The following is a 14860-nucleotide window of genomic DNA, read 5'->3' as shown; positions in this document are numbered from 1 at the left end:
AGAAATGAAGAAAATCGTTAAAAATGGTGTCATAGTCACAGCAACAGATACGTATAAAGCCGATATTTTAATTGAAAATGGAGTGATTTCGGCAATTGGCTCAGCTTTTGAAGAACAGGGATGCGAAGTGATTGATGCAAAAGGCAACTATGTATTCCCAGGAGGCATCGATCCCCATACTCATTTAGATATGCCGTTTGGAGGGACCGTTACAAAAGACGACTTTGAAACAGGTACAAGAGCAGCAGCTTTTGGAGGTACGACAACTGTTATTGATTTTTGCTTAACCAATAAAGGCGAACCGCTCCAAAAAGCGATCGGCACATGGCATGAAAAATCAAAAGGAAAAGCGGCTATCGATTACAGCTTTCATCTAATGATTGGAGAAATCACGGAAGATGTATTAAATGAGCTTCCTACGATTATTGAAAAAGAAGGAATTACTTCTTTTAAAGTGTTCATGGCCTATAAAAATGTTTTTCAAGCAGACGATGCTACCCTTTACCAAACGCTAGTGCAAGCTAAAAAACTAGGGGCGCTTGTGATGGTACATGCTGAAAATGGAGATGTTATTGAGTATTTAACGGCAAAAGCGCTGGAGCAAGGACAAACTGATCCTATCTATCATGCCCTCACTCGTCCTCCGGAAATAGAAGGAGAAGCTACGGGAAGAGCCGCAGTGCTAACCGAGCTTGCTGACTCACAGCTCTATGTTGTTCACGTATCTTGCGCTGAAGCGGTTAAAAAGATTGCTGAAGCAAGGGAAAAAGGCGTAAATATCTGGGGCGAAACGTGTCCGCAGTATTTGACGCTTGACCAAACCTATTTAGAGAAACCGGATTTTGAAGGAGCAAAATACGTATGGTCGCCGCCTTTACGTGAAAAATGGAACCAAGATGTTTTGTGGAATGCCCTGCGTAATGGCGACTTGCAAACGATTGGATCAGATCAGTGCTCGTTTGATTTTAACGGTCAAAAAGATCTAGGAAAAGGAGATTTTACAAAGATTCCAAACGGAGGACCTATTATCGAGGATCGCATGAGCCTTTTATTTTCAGAAGGAGTAGTGAAAAACCGAATTAATATCAATCAGTTTGTGGATATAACATCAACAAAAATCGCGAAGCTGTTCGGACTGTATCCGAAAAAAGGAACGATAGCAGTTGGTGCAGACGCGGATCTGCTTATATTTGACCCTTCTGTTGAACGTGCGATTTCAGCTAAAACGCATCATATGGCAGTTGATTATAGCGCATTTGAGGGAATGAAAGTTACAGGTGAGCCGGTTTCAGTGCTTTGCCGAGGAGAATTTGTCGTAAAAGATAAGCAGTTTGTCGGTCAAAAAGGCTATGGACAGTATACAAAAAGAGCAAAGTTTAATGAGTTAAACACGGCTAACGAAGCTGAAAAATTAACGTTATAAAAACAGATGCCAAAATAGATTGGAGGCAGGGGAATGTCAAGTTACCATGAATATATGGCAGAGCGGGAAAAGATTGATTTTTTGCTGCAAAAAGGATTTAAAATAACGGCTGTAACAGAGAATCTAAGCGGGGCGTTTGTGACGTTTGAACACATCGAAAAGAATCAAACCGAACAAGAAACGCTTCATATATTGACGGCGGATGCTAGAAAGTATTTTTCATCCTTACTGATTCAACAAGTATAAAAACGAAGGCTGAGACAAAATTATTTTAGCTGAAGGAAGATCCGAACGATGAATCGTTCGGATTTTTTTATTGGTAGGGTGAACGTAGGTTTCACGTATGCAGGAGGTCCTAGATGTTGATGGAAGTAATTTAGTTATGTCTCAATCCCTTTCTTTGTTTACTAAGACCTATAAGTTTTTTACTATATTGGCTGACAAAAGTGATCCGTTTTTGTGTTTTTTTCGTTTTGGATGTGAAACAAAATAACTAGATATTATCCATTGACTGTATTACAGTTGTTACATTTCGTTTACATCGAAAGAGAAAAGGTTTAGTTATCTAGTAAATTGTAGTAAATATTATAGTAGAACGTTTTCACAATAAATCTATTAAATATAAAAAGGGTGTGACACGGATGGATCAAGCTACGCAGTGTATGACACAAGAAGAAACAAAAATTATTGATAAATTAAAAATGGAAATGTTAAATGCAGTGTCACTACAAGATTTGCGTTTTTATAAAAAAGAAATTCACCGAATTAAAGAACAAGCGGTTAAGCGCCACGGTTTTTTTAATAAATTACAGCAAACGGCTCAGAAGCTGTAACGATCCATTATCGTTACAGCTTTTTTCGTTTCTTTTATTAAATATTTTATTTCTTCTAAATATTTAATATAATGTAAGAAGATATAGCTTTTGTTCTACACATATGCGAAATACGCGTTAATGATCCAGGAGACATGATGTGAAATTCGCTAGGGGCGGTGTTGACTTGAAATCATATTTAACAGTAACAGAGATTTTAACAAGGAAACATTTTGTAAACTGTGAAGTAATAGCTGGAGAGAAAGGGCTTACTAATTCTGTGAAGTGGGTGCACGTGATGGAAGTGACGCGCATTAATGAGCTGCTAAAAGGAAACGAGCTCATTTTATCAACAGGGGTAGGCTGGGGAGAAGATCCTCAATCTTGTTTATCATTTCTTCAGCAATTAATTTCTTGTAAGGCATCAGGACTGTGTATTGAACTTGGCACTTATACTTCTAAGATTCCGCAAATTGTCATTGATAAAGCGAACGAATGTGATTTTCCGATTATTTTATTTCACGAAGAAGTTCCGTTCGTTGAAATTACGCAAGATGTTCACTCACTTTTAATTAATCAGCATTATCAAATGATTTCCGATTTAGAACAGTATTCTCATCGGCTAAATCAGCTGCTGTTAACAGTTAATGACCCGGCCGTTATCTTACAGTGTTTATATGAATCTACGGGGCTTCTTGTCGGCCTTAAAGTTTCAAATGAATTATTTACCTTTGCTCCGGAGATGGACTTACTCAAACAGCAGCTTCTACTTCATTATATAAGCAGGGAAAATGAGAGTCCGCATTTTACTGAGCAGCCTATTCATTTATTAGGACAAGATTATGCTCAGCTGTATGTCGCCTCTATAAATGAAGCGTTAACAGAACTTGAAGTGCTCACCGTTGACCGGACGGCAACTGCACTTGCTCAGCATTTTTTGAAGGACTTGTATGTCGAAGAGAAAAAAAGAGTAGATGAAACTGAATGGATGACGAAATGGATGAACGGAGAGCTAACTCTTGAACAAATAAAAGATTCTATGCACGAGGTGTGTTCAGATTCTCCTATTCGCGGGGGTATCGTTGTTTGCTGTAAGTGGCAAAGACGGGAAAAGTTTGATCGAACGTATTTTAAGCTGATCTTACGAAGCATCTTTGAACAAGAAGGCTTTCACTTATTAGTCTCCGAGCGAAATCGCGAAGTGTTATTTATTCTTTTGAACAAACGAATGGTTAGCACGTGGAGAGCGAGATTAGAAAGCAGCCTTCACCGCTGGATGAATCAATACGAATCGGATGAAAACTCAAAGCGGAACGCTATTAGCTTTATCGGAATTGGCCAATACTGTGAACAGCTTGACTGTATGCATAAAAGCTATGAAACGGCTAAAGAAACAATTTCGATTCAAGAAATGCTGCAAAAACAAACCATTATTCATTTTTATGATGATTTGCATATGTACCGAATTATTTCGCTTTTACATCAGCATGAAGACTTACAGGAAGTGGTGTTTGAATATCTGCAGCCCGTTATTACATATGATGAAACGTACAATGCAAAACTCATGGAAACATTAAAAATTTATTTAGCATGCAACGGATCTAAACAAGAGACGGCTAAGCGTTTATACATTGTGCGGCAAACGCTGTATCACCGCATTGAAAAACTAGAAAAGCTGCTGGGTGAAGATTTTATGGAGCCGGAAAAACGATTGGCGATTGAATTTATGATTATGGCATATGAATATTTGTTTATGATGAAAAAGTCGCGTGCGGAATTTATAAACGGATAAGTAAGCAGCTGGAAACAGCTGTTTTTTTATGTTGAGGATGATTTTACTATATGTTCATTTTAGTTCATGCTTTCTCCGAGTTCACTGCGCAAAATGTGAAACGAGAATCTAGAGTTGTTTCACATTTTGTCTAATGCAACCACCATTTATTTATTCAATAATAAAGGTAGATTTGTCATTTCTTATTTTTTGAGGAGGCCAAGCGATATGTCAGTTGTGAATAATGATACGCAAGTTTTAAAAAATTACGTGGGCGGAAAATGGGTTGATACGGCAGGGCAAAAATTTGGAGAGGTAATTAATCCATCGACGGGCGAAGTAATTGCAAAAGTACCGCTTTCTACAAAAGAAGACGTAGCCAATGCGGTGGAAACAGCGCAAAAAACATTTGAAACATGGCGTAACGTTCCTGCTCCAAAACGAGCAAGATTAATGTTTGCGTTTCAGCATTTACTAGTTAAGCATCACGAAGAGTTAGCGAAATTAGTTGTACAAGAAAACGGCAAGGCTTTTAAAGAAGCTTACGGTGAAGTACAGCGCGGTATTGAATGCGTGGAGTTTGCTGCGGGTGCTCCTACTTTATTAATGGGAGAATCATTAAATAACATAGCGGAAGAAATTGATTCTGAAATGTTCCGTTTCCCACTTGGTGTTGTCGGAGGCATCACACCTTTTAATTTTCCAATGATGGTACCGCTGTGGATGTTCCCGCTTGCCATTGTATGTGGAAATACGTTTGTATTAAAACCGTCTGAGCGAACGCCGCTTTTAGCAACGCGACTTGCTGAACTTTTTACAGAAGCAGGAGCACCGGATGGATTATTAAATATTGTACACGGGGCACATGATGTCGTGAATGGATTAATAGAGCACGAAAAAGTTAAAGCGATTTCATTCGTCGGATCGCAGCCGGTAGCAAAGTATGTTTATGAACAAGCTGCAGCTCAAGGGAAACGAGTTCAGGCTTTATCCGGAGCTAAAAATCATCATGTTGTGATGCCAGACTGCGATATGGATAAAGCGGTATCCCATATTATCAGCTCGGCTTATGGAAGTGCCGGCCAGCGATGCATGGCTTGCAGCGCCGTGGTCGTAGTTGGTGAAAAAGGAGATGAATTCGTCGCAAAATTAAAGCAAAAAGCAGATGAATTAATTATGGGAAGCGGATTTGATGATGAAGTGCTTCTAACGCCCGTGATTCGAAAAGAGCACCGTGATAAGGTGCTGGATTATATTGAACTTGGCATGAAAGAAGGGGCGGAACTCATTCGTGACGGACGTAAAGAAATGGATGAACATGCAGAAGGAAATTTCTTAGGAGCAACCATTTTTGACCGCGTAACTCCTGATATGACCATTGCTAAAGAAGAGATTTTTGCACCTGTACTAAGCTTGCTTCGCGCTGACACATTAGATGAAGCACTTTGCTATATGGAAAAATCTCGTTTTGGAAATGGAGCAACGATTTATACAAAAGATGCAAAAGCGGTGCGTCAATTTAGAGAAGAAGCAGATGCGGGTATGCTCGGCATTAACGTAGGAGTACCTGCTACGATGGCCTTCTTCCCATTCTCCGGCTGGAAAGACTCTTTTTACGGAGATTTGCATGTAAACGGCAAAGACGGTTTGAACTTCTTTACACGTAAAAAGATGGTTACATCACGCTTTGACTTTTAACATATAGATGAATATAGCAAGTGGCTTCGGCATTTTGTCGAAGTCTTTTCATACAGAAAAAAATACCGCGCTAGCGATTTGGGAGTGGATAAGATGGTACAGGTCAGTCAAAATGAAAAAGATCTGCGTGCAAAAGATGAGCAGTATGTATGGCATGGAATGAAACCATACAGTCCGGATGCAACGATGGTAGCTACAAAAGCAAAAGGTGCTTGGATTACAGATGAACAAGGAAATCGCTATTTAGATGCAATGGCAGGGCTTTGGTGTGTAAATACCGGGTATGGACGGGATGAGTTAGCGCTCGCAGCCTATGAGCAGCTAAAAGAACTGGCTTATTTTCCGCTCACTCAATCTCACGTACCTGCTATCAAACTAGCAGAGAAGCTAAATGAAATGCTAGGTGATGACTATGTTATCTTCTTTTCAAATAGCGGATCTGAAGCAAATGAAACGGCTTTTAAAATTGTGCGTCAATACCATCAGCAAAAAGGAGAGCATTCTCGCTACAAATTTATTTCGCGTTACCGAGGGTATCACGGAAATTCAATGGGCGCACTAGCAGCAACGGGCCAAGCTCAGCGTAAATATAAATATGAACCGCTTGCTCCTGGCTTTATTCACGTTGCGCCGCCTGATTCATACCGAGGGCAAGATGACTACCATGCGCCAAAAGAAGAGCTTCAATCTGTAAAAGATATTGACAATGTCATGACGTGGGAGCTAAGCGAAACGATTGCCGCTGTTATTATGGAGCCAATTATTACAGGTGGAGGAATTCTTTTACCGCCTCAAAATTATATGAAAGGCGTAAAAGAAACGTGTGAAAAACACGGTGCACTTCTAATTGTAGATGAAGTTATTTGCGGCTTTGGACGTACAGGAGAAGCCTTTGGTTTTATGAACTACGATGTAAAACCAGATATCATTACCATGGCAAAAGGAATTACAAGCGCATATCTTCCGCTCTCGGCAACTGCTGTTAAAAAAGAAATCTATGAAGCGTTCAAAGATAGCGATCAGTACGAGTATTTTCGCCACGTTAATACATTTGGAGGAAGCCCGGCTGCGTGTGCACTGGCATTAAAGAATTTAGAAATTATGGAAAGAGAAAATCTGTTTGATCGTTCTAAACAGCTCGGGGCTTACGTATTAAGTGAGCTAACGCCGCTTATTGATAGCCACCCATACGTTGGAGATGTAAGAGGTAAAGGGCTTTTAATCGGAATTGAACTTGTAGCTGATAAGCAAACGAAGGAACCGCTAGACGTTAATCTTGTAAATGAAGTGATTGCTAAATGTAAAAGCAAAGGAGTCATTATTGGGAAAAATGGAGCAACGGTAGCCGGCTATAATAATGTTCTCACGCTCTCGCCGCCGCTCAACATTGAGGAAAGTGATATTGAGCTGTTATTAGCTACTATTACGTATGCGCTTGACAGCATCAAATAGGTAAGTTTGCAAAAAGCCTGTATAATATACTTACAGGCTTTTTGTGCGTGTGAAGGAGGAAGTAGAAAATGGAATTGTTATTTTTAGGAACGGGTGCAGGAGTACCAGCAAAACAGCGGAATGTTTCATCTCTTGCGCTCGAACTTTTGCAAGAAAGAGGGGCGGTGTGGCTTTTTGATTGCGGAGAAGCAACGCAGCATCAAATTTTACATACAACCGTTAAACCGAGACGAATTGAGAAAATTTTTATTACGCACCTTCACGGTGATCATATTTATGGCTTACCTGGACTCCTTGGAAGCCGTTCGTTTCAAGGCGGAGAATCGCTGCTTACTGTATACGGGCCAAAAGGAATTAAAGAATTTATTGAAGTCACGCTTGCTGTAAGTCAAACTCATCTGCAATATCCTCTAGAGGTTGTTGAAATAGAAGAGGAAAGTGAAAGTGGAACGATTTTTGAAGATGAAACTTTTTCAGTGGAGTTTGGCAAACTTGAACATGGCATTTTATCTTATGGATATCGCGTTGTCGAAAAAGATTTGCCAGGGTCACTGGACGTTCAGCGTTTAAGAGAAATGAATATTCCCCCAGGGCCTCATTATCAGCAGTTAAAAGAAGGGAAAGAAGTAGTATTAAAAGATGGGCGTCTAATCAATGGACAAGAGTTTGTAGGAGAACCTAAAAAAGGGAAGGTCATCACGGTTTTAGGAGATACAAGAAGGTGCACGCAAAGTGTTCAGCTTGCTATGCATGCGAATGTGTTAATCCATGAAGCTACGTTTGCAGCGGGAGACGAGGAGCTTGCTTACAACTATTTTCATTCTACTGCAAAAGAAGCCGCTGAAATTGCTAAAACAGCATCGGCCGAGCGTCTTATTTTATCTCATATCAGTTCGCGTTACCAAGGAGACGCAGTCAGCCAGTTAGCAGAAGGAGCAAAAGAAATTTTTCCGAATACCGATATAGCAGAAGACTTAAAAAGGTTTACGATTTCATAAAAAAAGACGAGGATATCCTCGTCTTTTTTTACCATCCGCGTTCGTACTGAACGGGTGCTGAAAGTGTTTCATTTAATTCTTTTGCCGCCGTGCGCGGGAAGTACGGATCGCGCAGAAGTTCGCGCGCAACAAAAATTAAATCAGCGCGTTCGCTTTGTAAAACCTCTTCAGCTTGTCGTCCAGTTGTAATTAATCCAACTGCGCCTGTATCAATATTTGCCTGCTGCTTAATTTTATCTGCAAATGGAACTTGATAGCCAGGGTATACGTTAATTGGAGCATGTACAAGAGCACCGGAACTAACGTCAATTAAGTCGACGCCTTGTTCTTTCATCCATTTTGCAAATACAACGTGATCATCGACTGTTAATCCGCCTTCTGTATAGTCAGAAGCAGAAACACGGACAAATAAAGGACCGTCCCACTCTGTTTTCACAGCGTCAATAATTTCCTTTAAGAAACGATAGCGGTTTTCTGCGCTGCCGCCATATTCGTCGCTGCGTTTATTGCTTAGCGGTGATAGGAATTGATGTACTAAATAACCGTGTGCCGCGTGAAGCTCGATAATATCAAATCCAGCTTCCTTTGAGCGTCGAGCGCTTTCTTTAAAGGCAGAAATCGTTTCATGAATTTGTTCTGTGGTCATTTCCACAGGTTTTTTACTTTTATCATCAAAAGCAATCGCAGAAGGAGCATAAATATCGCCTTCAACAGTTGCTTTACGTCCTGCGTGTGCAAGTTGAATGGCCGTTTTTGCACCGTTTTCTTTTAGCTGTGTCACAAGTTTTGTTAATCCATCTCTTTGCTCATCATTCCAAATCCCTAAGTCTTGAGCTGAAATACGACCTTGTGGGACGACAGCTGAGGCTTCAACCATAATGAGACCTACTTGTCCAACCGCGCGAGTTGTGTAGTGAACCATATGAAAGTCGGTTACTACTCCGTCTTCTTTTTCGCATGAATACATGCACATTGGTGACATTACAATTCGGTTTTTTAATGTTACGTCTTTCACTGTATAAGGTGAAAATAGTTTTGTTGTCATTCGGTTTAACCTCCAATTATTTCGATACTCTAAACAAAAGTTATTATATCACCGCATTGAAATATCTTTCACATAATCTGCTTATCCATTTTTAATCATAAAAAAACCTCTTTCTTTTTTTAGAAAGAGGTGAACCTTTACGAACGTTTACTCGAGATTTTTTCGTCAATCGTATCTCCTAAATATTTAGAGCGAATGGTAGCTTGTTCAATACACTGCATCATCGCTTCTTGGAAGTTATGAGAAATAAGCTGTTCGATTCCTGCTTCTGTTGTACCGCCAGGACTCATAACTTCTTTTCGAAGTACGGCCGGTGTTTTAGGTGACTGTTTCAGCATTTCTGCAGCACCGATAAGCGTTTGAAGAATTAGTTCATTTGACACTGACGTATCCAAGCCTTGTTTTTCAGCTGCTTTTTCCATTGCTTCTACTAGATAATAGACATACGCTGGGCCGCTTCCAGATAGTCCTGTTACAGCGTGAAGCTGCTCTTCCTCTACAGTTGTAACCGTACCAATCGTTTCAAATAAAGCAGTAGTAACGTTCATATGCTCCGCTGTAGCAAACTTCCCGGGTGCAATGGCTGTAGCCGATAATCCAATAGAAGCAGATGTATTTGGCATAGCTCTTACAACCGCTACTTCTTGGTCAAACAAGTTTACAATTGTGGCAGTCGATACACCCGCTAAAACAGAGAGAACGAGGTGATGGGGACGAATATAGGACTTAATCGTATTGATGCTTTCGGCTACGTCTTTTGGTTTAATAGCAAGCACGACGATATCGCTTTTTTCTATTAACAAGGCATGATTACGCGTAATGTTAATTCCATAGGCGTTTCGAAGTTCGTGAAGTCTTTTATCATTGCTATGATTTGTTACGGTGATTTGGTTGGGGCGAAGCTTTTTATCTGACAGCAGCCCTGAGATCATGGCTTCAGCCATTGATCCAGCTCCAATAAAGGCGATGTTTAAATCCGTTTTCATTAAAATTTCCTCCAGTCATTTGCTATCCAATGAAAACAGATACTGAAATTTCAGTATCTGTTAAAGGTTTGTGTTTGTGTATCTCTTCTTTATAAAATGCATAGTTATCTAAAGATATGAATAAAACTTCACTATATTTCTGTCATTATGCAATGAAAAAGAGAGGGATGTCAATGTAATTTTCAGAAAACGAAAGCAATTGTATAAATAAGGGGAAAAATCGTGTAAACTTAAAAGAAAATGCGATGGTAAAGGAGCAAAAATACAGATGAATGAGCAATTGTATAAAATTGTGCTGCCTACTCCTTTTGCGGTAGGAGATGTGAATGTTTTTGTTATAAAAGGTCAGACCGTTACGCTAATCGATGCTGGTATTAAAACGGAGGCAGCGTGGTCTGTATTTAAAGAAAAGCTTAATGAAATAGGATTAAAACCAGATGATATTAAACAAGTTGTCCTAACTCATCACCATCCTGATCACGTAGGAATGCTTGATTTTTTTGATAAAGATATCGCCATAGTCGGTCATGCGAAAAATCAGCCTTGGATCTCTCAGAATCCGGATTTTTTTGAGTGGTACGATGCGTTTTTTGAAGATCACTTTATGAAAGCGGGCGTAGATGAAAGATTTCGCCCCTATTTAAAACGTTTAAAAGCATCAATGAAGTATTCATGTCACCGTTCTCTTACGACTTCTGTGCAGGAAGGAGATTACATTCCGGGCCTAGAGAGTTGGAAAGTGCTTGAAGTGCCCGGTCATGCTCAAAGCCATATTGCATTATACAATGAAAAAACAGCGGTTATGATTGGAGGAGATTTGCTGTTAAAGCATATTTCATCTAATCCGCTTATTGAACCTCCTATGAAACCAAGCGGCGAGCGGCCTAAAACGCTTCTTCAATATAATCATTCGTTAAGACGTCTGCTTGACTTAGAGATAAGCTGTATCTATACAGGTCATGGAGATGAAGTATTACATGTCCGTGAACTTGTACAAGAGAGGTTACAAAAGCAAAGCGACCGAGCGGATAAAGTGCTTAGCATGATAAAAGAACGCCCTCAAACAGCGTTTGATATTTGCAAACAGCTATTTCCTACTATTTATGAAAAAGAACTAGGGCTAACTCTTTCTGAAACAATTGGTCAGCTCGATTTTTTAGAAGATGCAAATAAAATCAGTACACATGAAAAGGAAAGTACGCTTATTTATTCTGTGTGCTCTTAACTTACAAAAAAGGTGTGTTATATTTGAAATCCTCGTTAAAGAACCAACATGTCGTGATTACAGGCGCTTCAGGAGGTCTTGGAGAACATTTAGCTTATGAAGTGGCCAAAAGAGGGGGCGTCCCCGTTTTACTTGCACGTACAGAAGAAAAGCTGCAGCGAGTAGCTGAGCAAATTAATCAAAAGTATGGGATTACCTCTTACATATATAAAGCTGACGTAGCGAACGTAGAGGAAGTCAAAAGTGTTGTTCAGAAAATGATAAGTGAAATTAAGCGTGTTGATGTGCTGATTAATAATGCAGGCTTTGGTGTATTTGAAGAAGTGAAAGAAGCATCCATTTCGACAATTGCATCAATGTTTCAAGTCAATGTTATTGGATTAATTGCATGTACACAAGAAATTTTAGCTTATATGCTAAAAGAAAACAAAGGACATATTATTAACATTGCTTCTCAAGCAGGCAAACTGGCAACGCCTAAATCCAGTGGCTATTCAGCTTCTAAACATGCCGTGCTAGGGTTTACCAACAGCCTGCGAATGGAATTAGCAAAAACGGATATCTATGTAACCGCAGTGAATCCAGGTCCTATTCAAACCAACTTTTTTTCAATAGCGGATCAGTCAGGAAACTATGAAAAAAGTGTAGAAAAGTTTATGTTAAAACCTCAATACGTAGCTGAAAAAACGGTCAATATTATTGGGAAATCAAAACGAGAAGTCAACTTGCCTAAGTGGATGAACATGGGTTCGAAGGTGTATCAGCTTGCCCCGGGGCTCGTAGAAAAATTGGCAGGGGATGCGTTTAATAGAAAATAACCTGTGCTTTAATCACAGGTTATCAATGTTTTTCGTTAATGCTTTCGTTCAGTAAAGCTGTATTTCTATGAATCTACTGCTCGTCTAAAACTTTTGCAGCGCGCACACAAGAGTCGAATTTTCCTTTATGATTTCCGTCGCAAAAGGGCATCTTTTGCGACTGGCCACATCGGCATAGTGAAAATGTCGGCTTTGTTTCAAATTTATTGCCGTCTGCATCAATTAATTCAACGTCTCCAGTGACACGGAAAGAACCGTTATCCATTACTTTAATTTGTACTTTTGACATAGAAAAACCTCCTTTTTGTACACACCTATATGAAGCGCCAGAGTTTAATGAAAGCAAGATGTGTATTATACTCATTATATAAGCAATTTTCGTTTGTTTATACAATTAGTTTAAAAGGAGTTAAAGGAAAATGAATATTACCTTTACAGATAAAGCAATAACAAAAATACAAGAAAAGTACGGAAAAGATTCTTCACTATATTTAAAATTGAAATACGATACGGATGGATGCGGCTGTGTGGTGAGCGGTGTAACGACGCTATGGATTGTTGATGAAAAAGAGAGCGATGATGTGACCATCGAGACGAATTTTGTTCCCGTTCTTGTCGAAAAAACAAAGCAAGTATTTCTAGATGATAATATGACGGTTGACTACAATGAAAGTGCATATGCGTTTATGCTAAAATGTCCTTCTCAAATTTTAAATCCGCGCATGTCATTCATCGATAAAACAAAAGAAGCGCTTTAATGCGCTTCTTTTTGTATTTTTTCTAAAAATGATTCAATAACTTGTTCATATTCCCCTGGATTATCAGCATACGAGCGGGCATGAGTGCCTACAGGTGCCAAATACATCCGTTTTGCACCCATTTTTTTGGCATGCAGCTGCTCCGTCATTTTAGGAAGAATATAGTCATCTTCTTTACTATGGATAAACAGAACAGGATGTTTTATTTGATCTACGACTGAAATGGGGGATACGTCTTTAAATGAATAGCCTTCTCGCCATTTTAAAATAATATTGGCTGCTGGCATCACAAGCTGTTTGGGCAGATGGAAATCTTGTTTTAAGCGATAGGCAAGAAGTTCTTCCAAGTCTGAAAAAGGGCAGTCGACAATATAAAAATCAGCTCCGTCTTCCATTCCAGCATACAAAAGAGTGGTCGCAGCTCCCATAGACTCCCCGTGAATCCCAAGGGAAATAGTTGAACCGAATTGTTCTTTTACCCAGTGAACAACAGATTGAAGATCCAGCTTTTCATAATAGCCGTAGCTCGTTGTTTTCCCTTCAGACTTGCCGTGACGGCGATGATCATAAAGAACGACGTTCCATCCAAGCTTCAGAAAAAGCCGAGCATATTTCATAGAATTCAGTGAATGAACTGTGACTCCATGCGAAAGAATCATAAATCGGTTGTGATCGTGTTGTTTAATAACGGTCCCAGCTATGTTATAGCCTAGAGAAGAAGGAAGTACAAATGCTTCTTTAGGAAGAGTGCTATAGACTTTCTCATCATAAAAGCCATCTTCCGTATCGCGGTCAATAATAACTTTGTCGGTCTTTTTACGGATGTACATCATTTGATTTGTAAAAAAGATGCCAAGAGCGGCAAATGCTCCGAGAACGCTTCCTACTAATAATAGCCATTTTTTCATGATTAGCGGCTCCTTTTGTTAATATAGCTATTAGTTATTATAGCATCGCTCTCATAAAAACCTAATTTTTAACGCTGTGCAAATAAAGAGTATTGCTTGCTTTCAATCGGTCTTGAAATGTAAGGAGCGATAAAATCGACCGCTTCGAGCAGCTTTTCTTCATTAATAGAAGTGGAAATACCCATTTCATGAAGCATAAAGACAAGATCTTCGGTAGCTACGTTTCCCGTTGCTCCCTTAGCAAATGGACATCCTCCTAGCCCGCCAGCGGATGAATCGAACCTGTTAATACCGGCTTGCAGAGCTGCATAGATATTTGCAATAGCTAATCCTCTCGTATCGTGAAAGTGCGCAGCAAGTAGCGTGTGGGAAAAACTTTGTTTTAATTTCGAGAAAAGTGAAAATACATCTTTAGGATTTGCCATGCCAATTGTATCGGCAACGCTTAGCTCATCTACTCCAGCTTCCACAAAGCTTTCGCAAAGGCTCAGCACGTCACGTTCATTTATTTTTCCTTCATATGGGCAATAAAAGGCGGTGGAAATGCAGGTGCGAATAAAACATTCTTGCTGCTTAAGCTGCTGAATGAGAGGAAGCAGCGTTTGGACAGCTTCTTCGGTGTTTTTGTTAATATTTTTTTGATTAAAAGTATCGCTTACGCCAATAAAAAGCGCAACCGAGCGGCAATCAGCTTGCAGTGCCTTTTCCAAGCCTTTTTGATTCGGCACCAGTACAATGTTTCGGCATGTATCAGGCTGGAATATAGGTGCAATAGTAGAAGCATCTTTCATTTGAGGAACCCATTTTGGAGAAACAAAGGATGTAATTTCGATTTCAGATAGTCCAGCTTCTTTTAATTTTTTGATAAAATTAATTTTTTTATCAGTTGGAACAAAATTTTTTTCATTTTGAAGTCCATCTCGTGGACCAACTTCTATAATTGTTACTTTTTCAGGAAATCCCATA

The 14860-nt window shown here is 39.5% G+C and carries 15 protein-coding genes; 10 read left to right on the top strand and 5 right to left on the bottom strand.

From position 1 onward, the window contains the following. Positions 1-4 precede the first annotated feature (4 nt). The 7 genes from hydA (at position 5) to rnz (ending at position 8154) form a co-directional block, all read left to right on the top strand. The gene (gene hydA, locus ACRPLY_RS21780; RefSeq protein WP_033579723.1) at positions 5-1423 is read left to right on the top strand and encodes a dihydropyrimidinase; all 1419 of its coding nucleotides are present in this window, start codon (positions 5-7) and stop codon (positions 1421-1423) included. A 33-nt stretch (positions 1424-1456) separates the two neighbouring features. Then, positions 1457-1669, top strand: a complete 213-nt coding sequence (locus tag ACRPLY_RS21775; RefSeq protein WP_049166188.1) for a hypothetical protein — start codon at positions 1457-1459, stop codon at positions 1667-1669. A gap of 395 nt (positions 1670-2064) precedes the next feature. Continuing rightward, complete coding sequence (locus ACRPLY_RS21770; protein WP_013059103.1) at positions 2065-2256, top strand: hypothetical protein; 192 nt, start codon at positions 2065-2067, stop codon at positions 2254-2256. Positions 2257-2395: 139 nt separating this feature from the next. Further along, positions 2396-4027, top strand: coding sequence for a PucR family transcriptional regulator (locus ACRPLY_RS21765; RefSeq protein ID WP_432232109.1), 1632 nt, complete (start codon positions 2396-2398; stop codon positions 4025-4027). Positions 4028-4234: 207 nt separating this feature from the next. Then, positions 4235-5704 carry a CoA-acylating methylmalonate-semialdehyde dehydrogenase gene (locus ACRPLY_RS21760; protein ID WP_432232108.1) on the top strand — a complete coding sequence of 490 codons (1470 nt, stop codon included), beginning with the start codon at positions 4235-4237 and terminating at the stop codon, positions 5702-5704. A gap of 93 nt (positions 5705-5797) precedes the next feature. Continuing rightward, complete coding sequence (locus ACRPLY_RS21755; RefSeq protein WP_028411565.1) at positions 5798-7156, top strand: aspartate aminotransferase family protein; 1359 nt, start codon at positions 5798-5800, stop codon at positions 7154-7156. Between the two features lie 68 nt (positions 7157-7224). Beyond that, positions 7225-8154 (top strand): ribonuclease Z, encoded by a 930-nt coding sequence (gene rnz, locus ACRPLY_RS21750; protein ID WP_033579725.1) that lies wholly within the window; start codon positions 7225-7227, stop codon positions 8152-8154. A gap of 28 nt (positions 8155-8182) precedes the next feature. On the opposite strand, the gene namA is transcribed toward rnz, so the two are convergent. Together namA and proI are read right to left on the bottom strand one after the other, a co-directional pair. After that, positions 8183-9199 carry an NADPH dehydrogenase NamA gene (gene namA, locus ACRPLY_RS21745; RefSeq protein WP_028411563.1) on the bottom strand — a complete coding sequence of 339 codons (1017 nt, stop codon included), beginning with the start codon at positions 9197-9199 and terminating at the stop codon, positions 8183-8185. Between the two features lie 137 nt (positions 9200-9336). Then, the gene (gene proI, locus ACRPLY_RS21740) at positions 9337-10185 is read right to left on the bottom strand and encodes a pyrroline-5-carboxylate reductase ProI (protein ID WP_033579726.1); all 849 of its coding nucleotides are present in this window, start codon (positions 10183-10185) and stop codon (positions 9337-9339) included. Between the two features lie 268 nt (positions 10186-10453). Here proI and ACRPLY_RS21735 point away from each other — a divergent pair, with 268 nt between their 5' ends. After that, positions 10454-11410 (top strand): MBL fold metallo-hydrolase, encoded by a 957-nt coding sequence (locus ACRPLY_RS21735; RefSeq protein ID WP_028411561.1) that lies wholly within the window; start codon positions 10454-10456, stop codon positions 11408-11410. A gap of 23 nt (positions 11411-11433) precedes the next feature. Further along, positions 11434-12228: an SDR family NAD(P)-dependent oxidoreductase gene (locus ACRPLY_RS21730; protein WP_099331270.1), complete on the top strand. Its 795-nt coding sequence runs from the start codon at positions 11434-11436 to the stop codon at positions 12226-12228. 73 nt (positions 12229-12301) lie between these two features. On the opposite strand, the gene ACRPLY_RS21725 is transcribed toward ACRPLY_RS21730, so the two are convergent. Further along, complete coding sequence (locus ACRPLY_RS21725) at positions 12302-12517, bottom strand: CDGSH iron-sulfur domain-containing protein (RefSeq protein ID WP_028410691.1); 216 nt, start codon at positions 12515-12517, stop codon at positions 12302-12304. Between the two features lie 130 nt (positions 12518-12647). On the opposite strand from ACRPLY_RS21725, the gene ACRPLY_RS21720 reads away from it, so the two are divergent. Next, positions 12648-12986, top strand: coding sequence for an iron-sulfur cluster biosynthesis family protein (locus tag ACRPLY_RS21720; protein ID WP_028411559.1), 339 nt, complete (start codon positions 12648-12650; stop codon positions 12984-12986). On the opposite strand, the gene ACRPLY_RS21715 is transcribed toward ACRPLY_RS21720, so the two are convergent. Together ACRPLY_RS21715 and ACRPLY_RS21710 are read right to left on the bottom strand one after the other, a co-directional pair. Beyond that, on the bottom strand, positions 12983-13894 hold the full coding sequence (locus tag ACRPLY_RS21715) for an alpha/beta hydrolase (RefSeq protein ID WP_033579727.1): 912 nt from the start codon (positions 13892-13894) through the stop codon (positions 12983-12985). The genes ACRPLY_RS21720 and ACRPLY_RS21715 overlap by 4 nt on opposite strands. Before the next feature lie 68 nt (positions 13895-13962). Next, the gene (locus ACRPLY_RS21710; RefSeq protein WP_028411557.1) at positions 13963-14859 is read right to left on the bottom strand and encodes a hydroxymethylglutaryl-CoA lyase; all 897 of its coding nucleotides are present in this window, start codon (positions 14857-14859) and stop codon (positions 13963-13965) included. Position 14860: the final 1 nt, after the last annotated feature.

Origin of the sequence: Priestia sp. TGN 0903 (assembly GCF_050846855.1) — a bacterium.
GTDB lineage: Bacteria > Bacillota > Bacilli > Bacillales > Bacillaceae_H > Priestia > Priestia zanthoxyli.
Note: the sequence above shows the minus strand (reverse complement) of the source record. Positions and strands in the feature narration are given on the sequence as shown.

What these genes read in the sequence shown, in the direction of transcription:
- ACRPLY_RS21715 (WP_033579727.1), bottom strand. Translation starts at nt 13,894, where the DNA reads ATGAAAAAATGGCTATTATTAGTAGGAAGCGTTCTCGGAGCATTTGCC.
- ACRPLY_RS21760 (WP_432232108.1), top strand. Translation starts at nt 4,235, where the DNA reads ATGTCAGTTGTGAATAATGATACGCAAGTTTTAAAAAATTACGTGGGC.
- rnz (WP_033579725.1), top strand. Translation starts at nt 7,225, where the DNA reads ATGGAATTGTTATTTTTAGGAACGGGTGCAGGAGTACCAGCAAAACAG.
- ACRPLY_RS21725 (WP_028410691.1), bottom strand. Translation starts at nt 12,517, where the DNA reads ATGTCAAAAGTACAAATTAAAGTAATGGATAACGGTTCTTTCCGTGTC.
- namA (WP_028411563.1), bottom strand. Translation starts at nt 9,199, where the DNA reads ATGACAACAAAACTATTTTCACCTTATACAGTGAAAGACGTAACATTA.
- ACRPLY_RS21755 (WP_028411565.1), top strand. Translation starts at nt 5,798, where the DNA reads ATGGTACAGGTCAGTCAAAATGAAAAAGATCTGCGTGCAAAAGATGAG.
- ACRPLY_RS21735 (WP_028411561.1), top strand. Translation starts at nt 10,454, where the DNA reads ATGAATGAGCAATTGTATAAAATTGTGCTGCCTACTCCTTTTGCGGTA.
- ACRPLY_RS21720 (WP_028411559.1), top strand. Translation starts at nt 12,648, where the DNA reads ATGAATATTACCTTTACAGATAAAGCAATAACAAAAATACAAGAAAAG.
- ACRPLY_RS21775 (WP_049166188.1), top strand. Translation starts at nt 1,457, where the DNA reads ATGTCAAGTTACCATGAATATATGGCAGAGCGGGAAAAGATTGATTTT.
- ACRPLY_RS21770 (WP_013059103.1), top strand. Translation starts at nt 2,065, where the DNA reads ATGGATCAAGCTACGCAGTGTATGACACAAGAAGAAACAAAAATTATT.
- hydA (WP_033579723.1), top strand. Translation starts at nt 5, where the DNA reads ATGAAGAAAATCGTTAAAAATGGTGTCATAGTCACAGCAACAGATACG.
- ACRPLY_RS21710 (WP_028411557.1), bottom strand. Translation starts at nt 14,859, where the DNA reads ATGGGATTTCCTGAAAAAGTAACAATTATAGAAGTTGGTCCACGAGAT.
- proI (WP_033579726.1), bottom strand. Translation starts at nt 10,185, where the DNA reads ATGAAAACGGATTTAAACATCGCCTTTATTGGAGCTGGATCAATGGCT.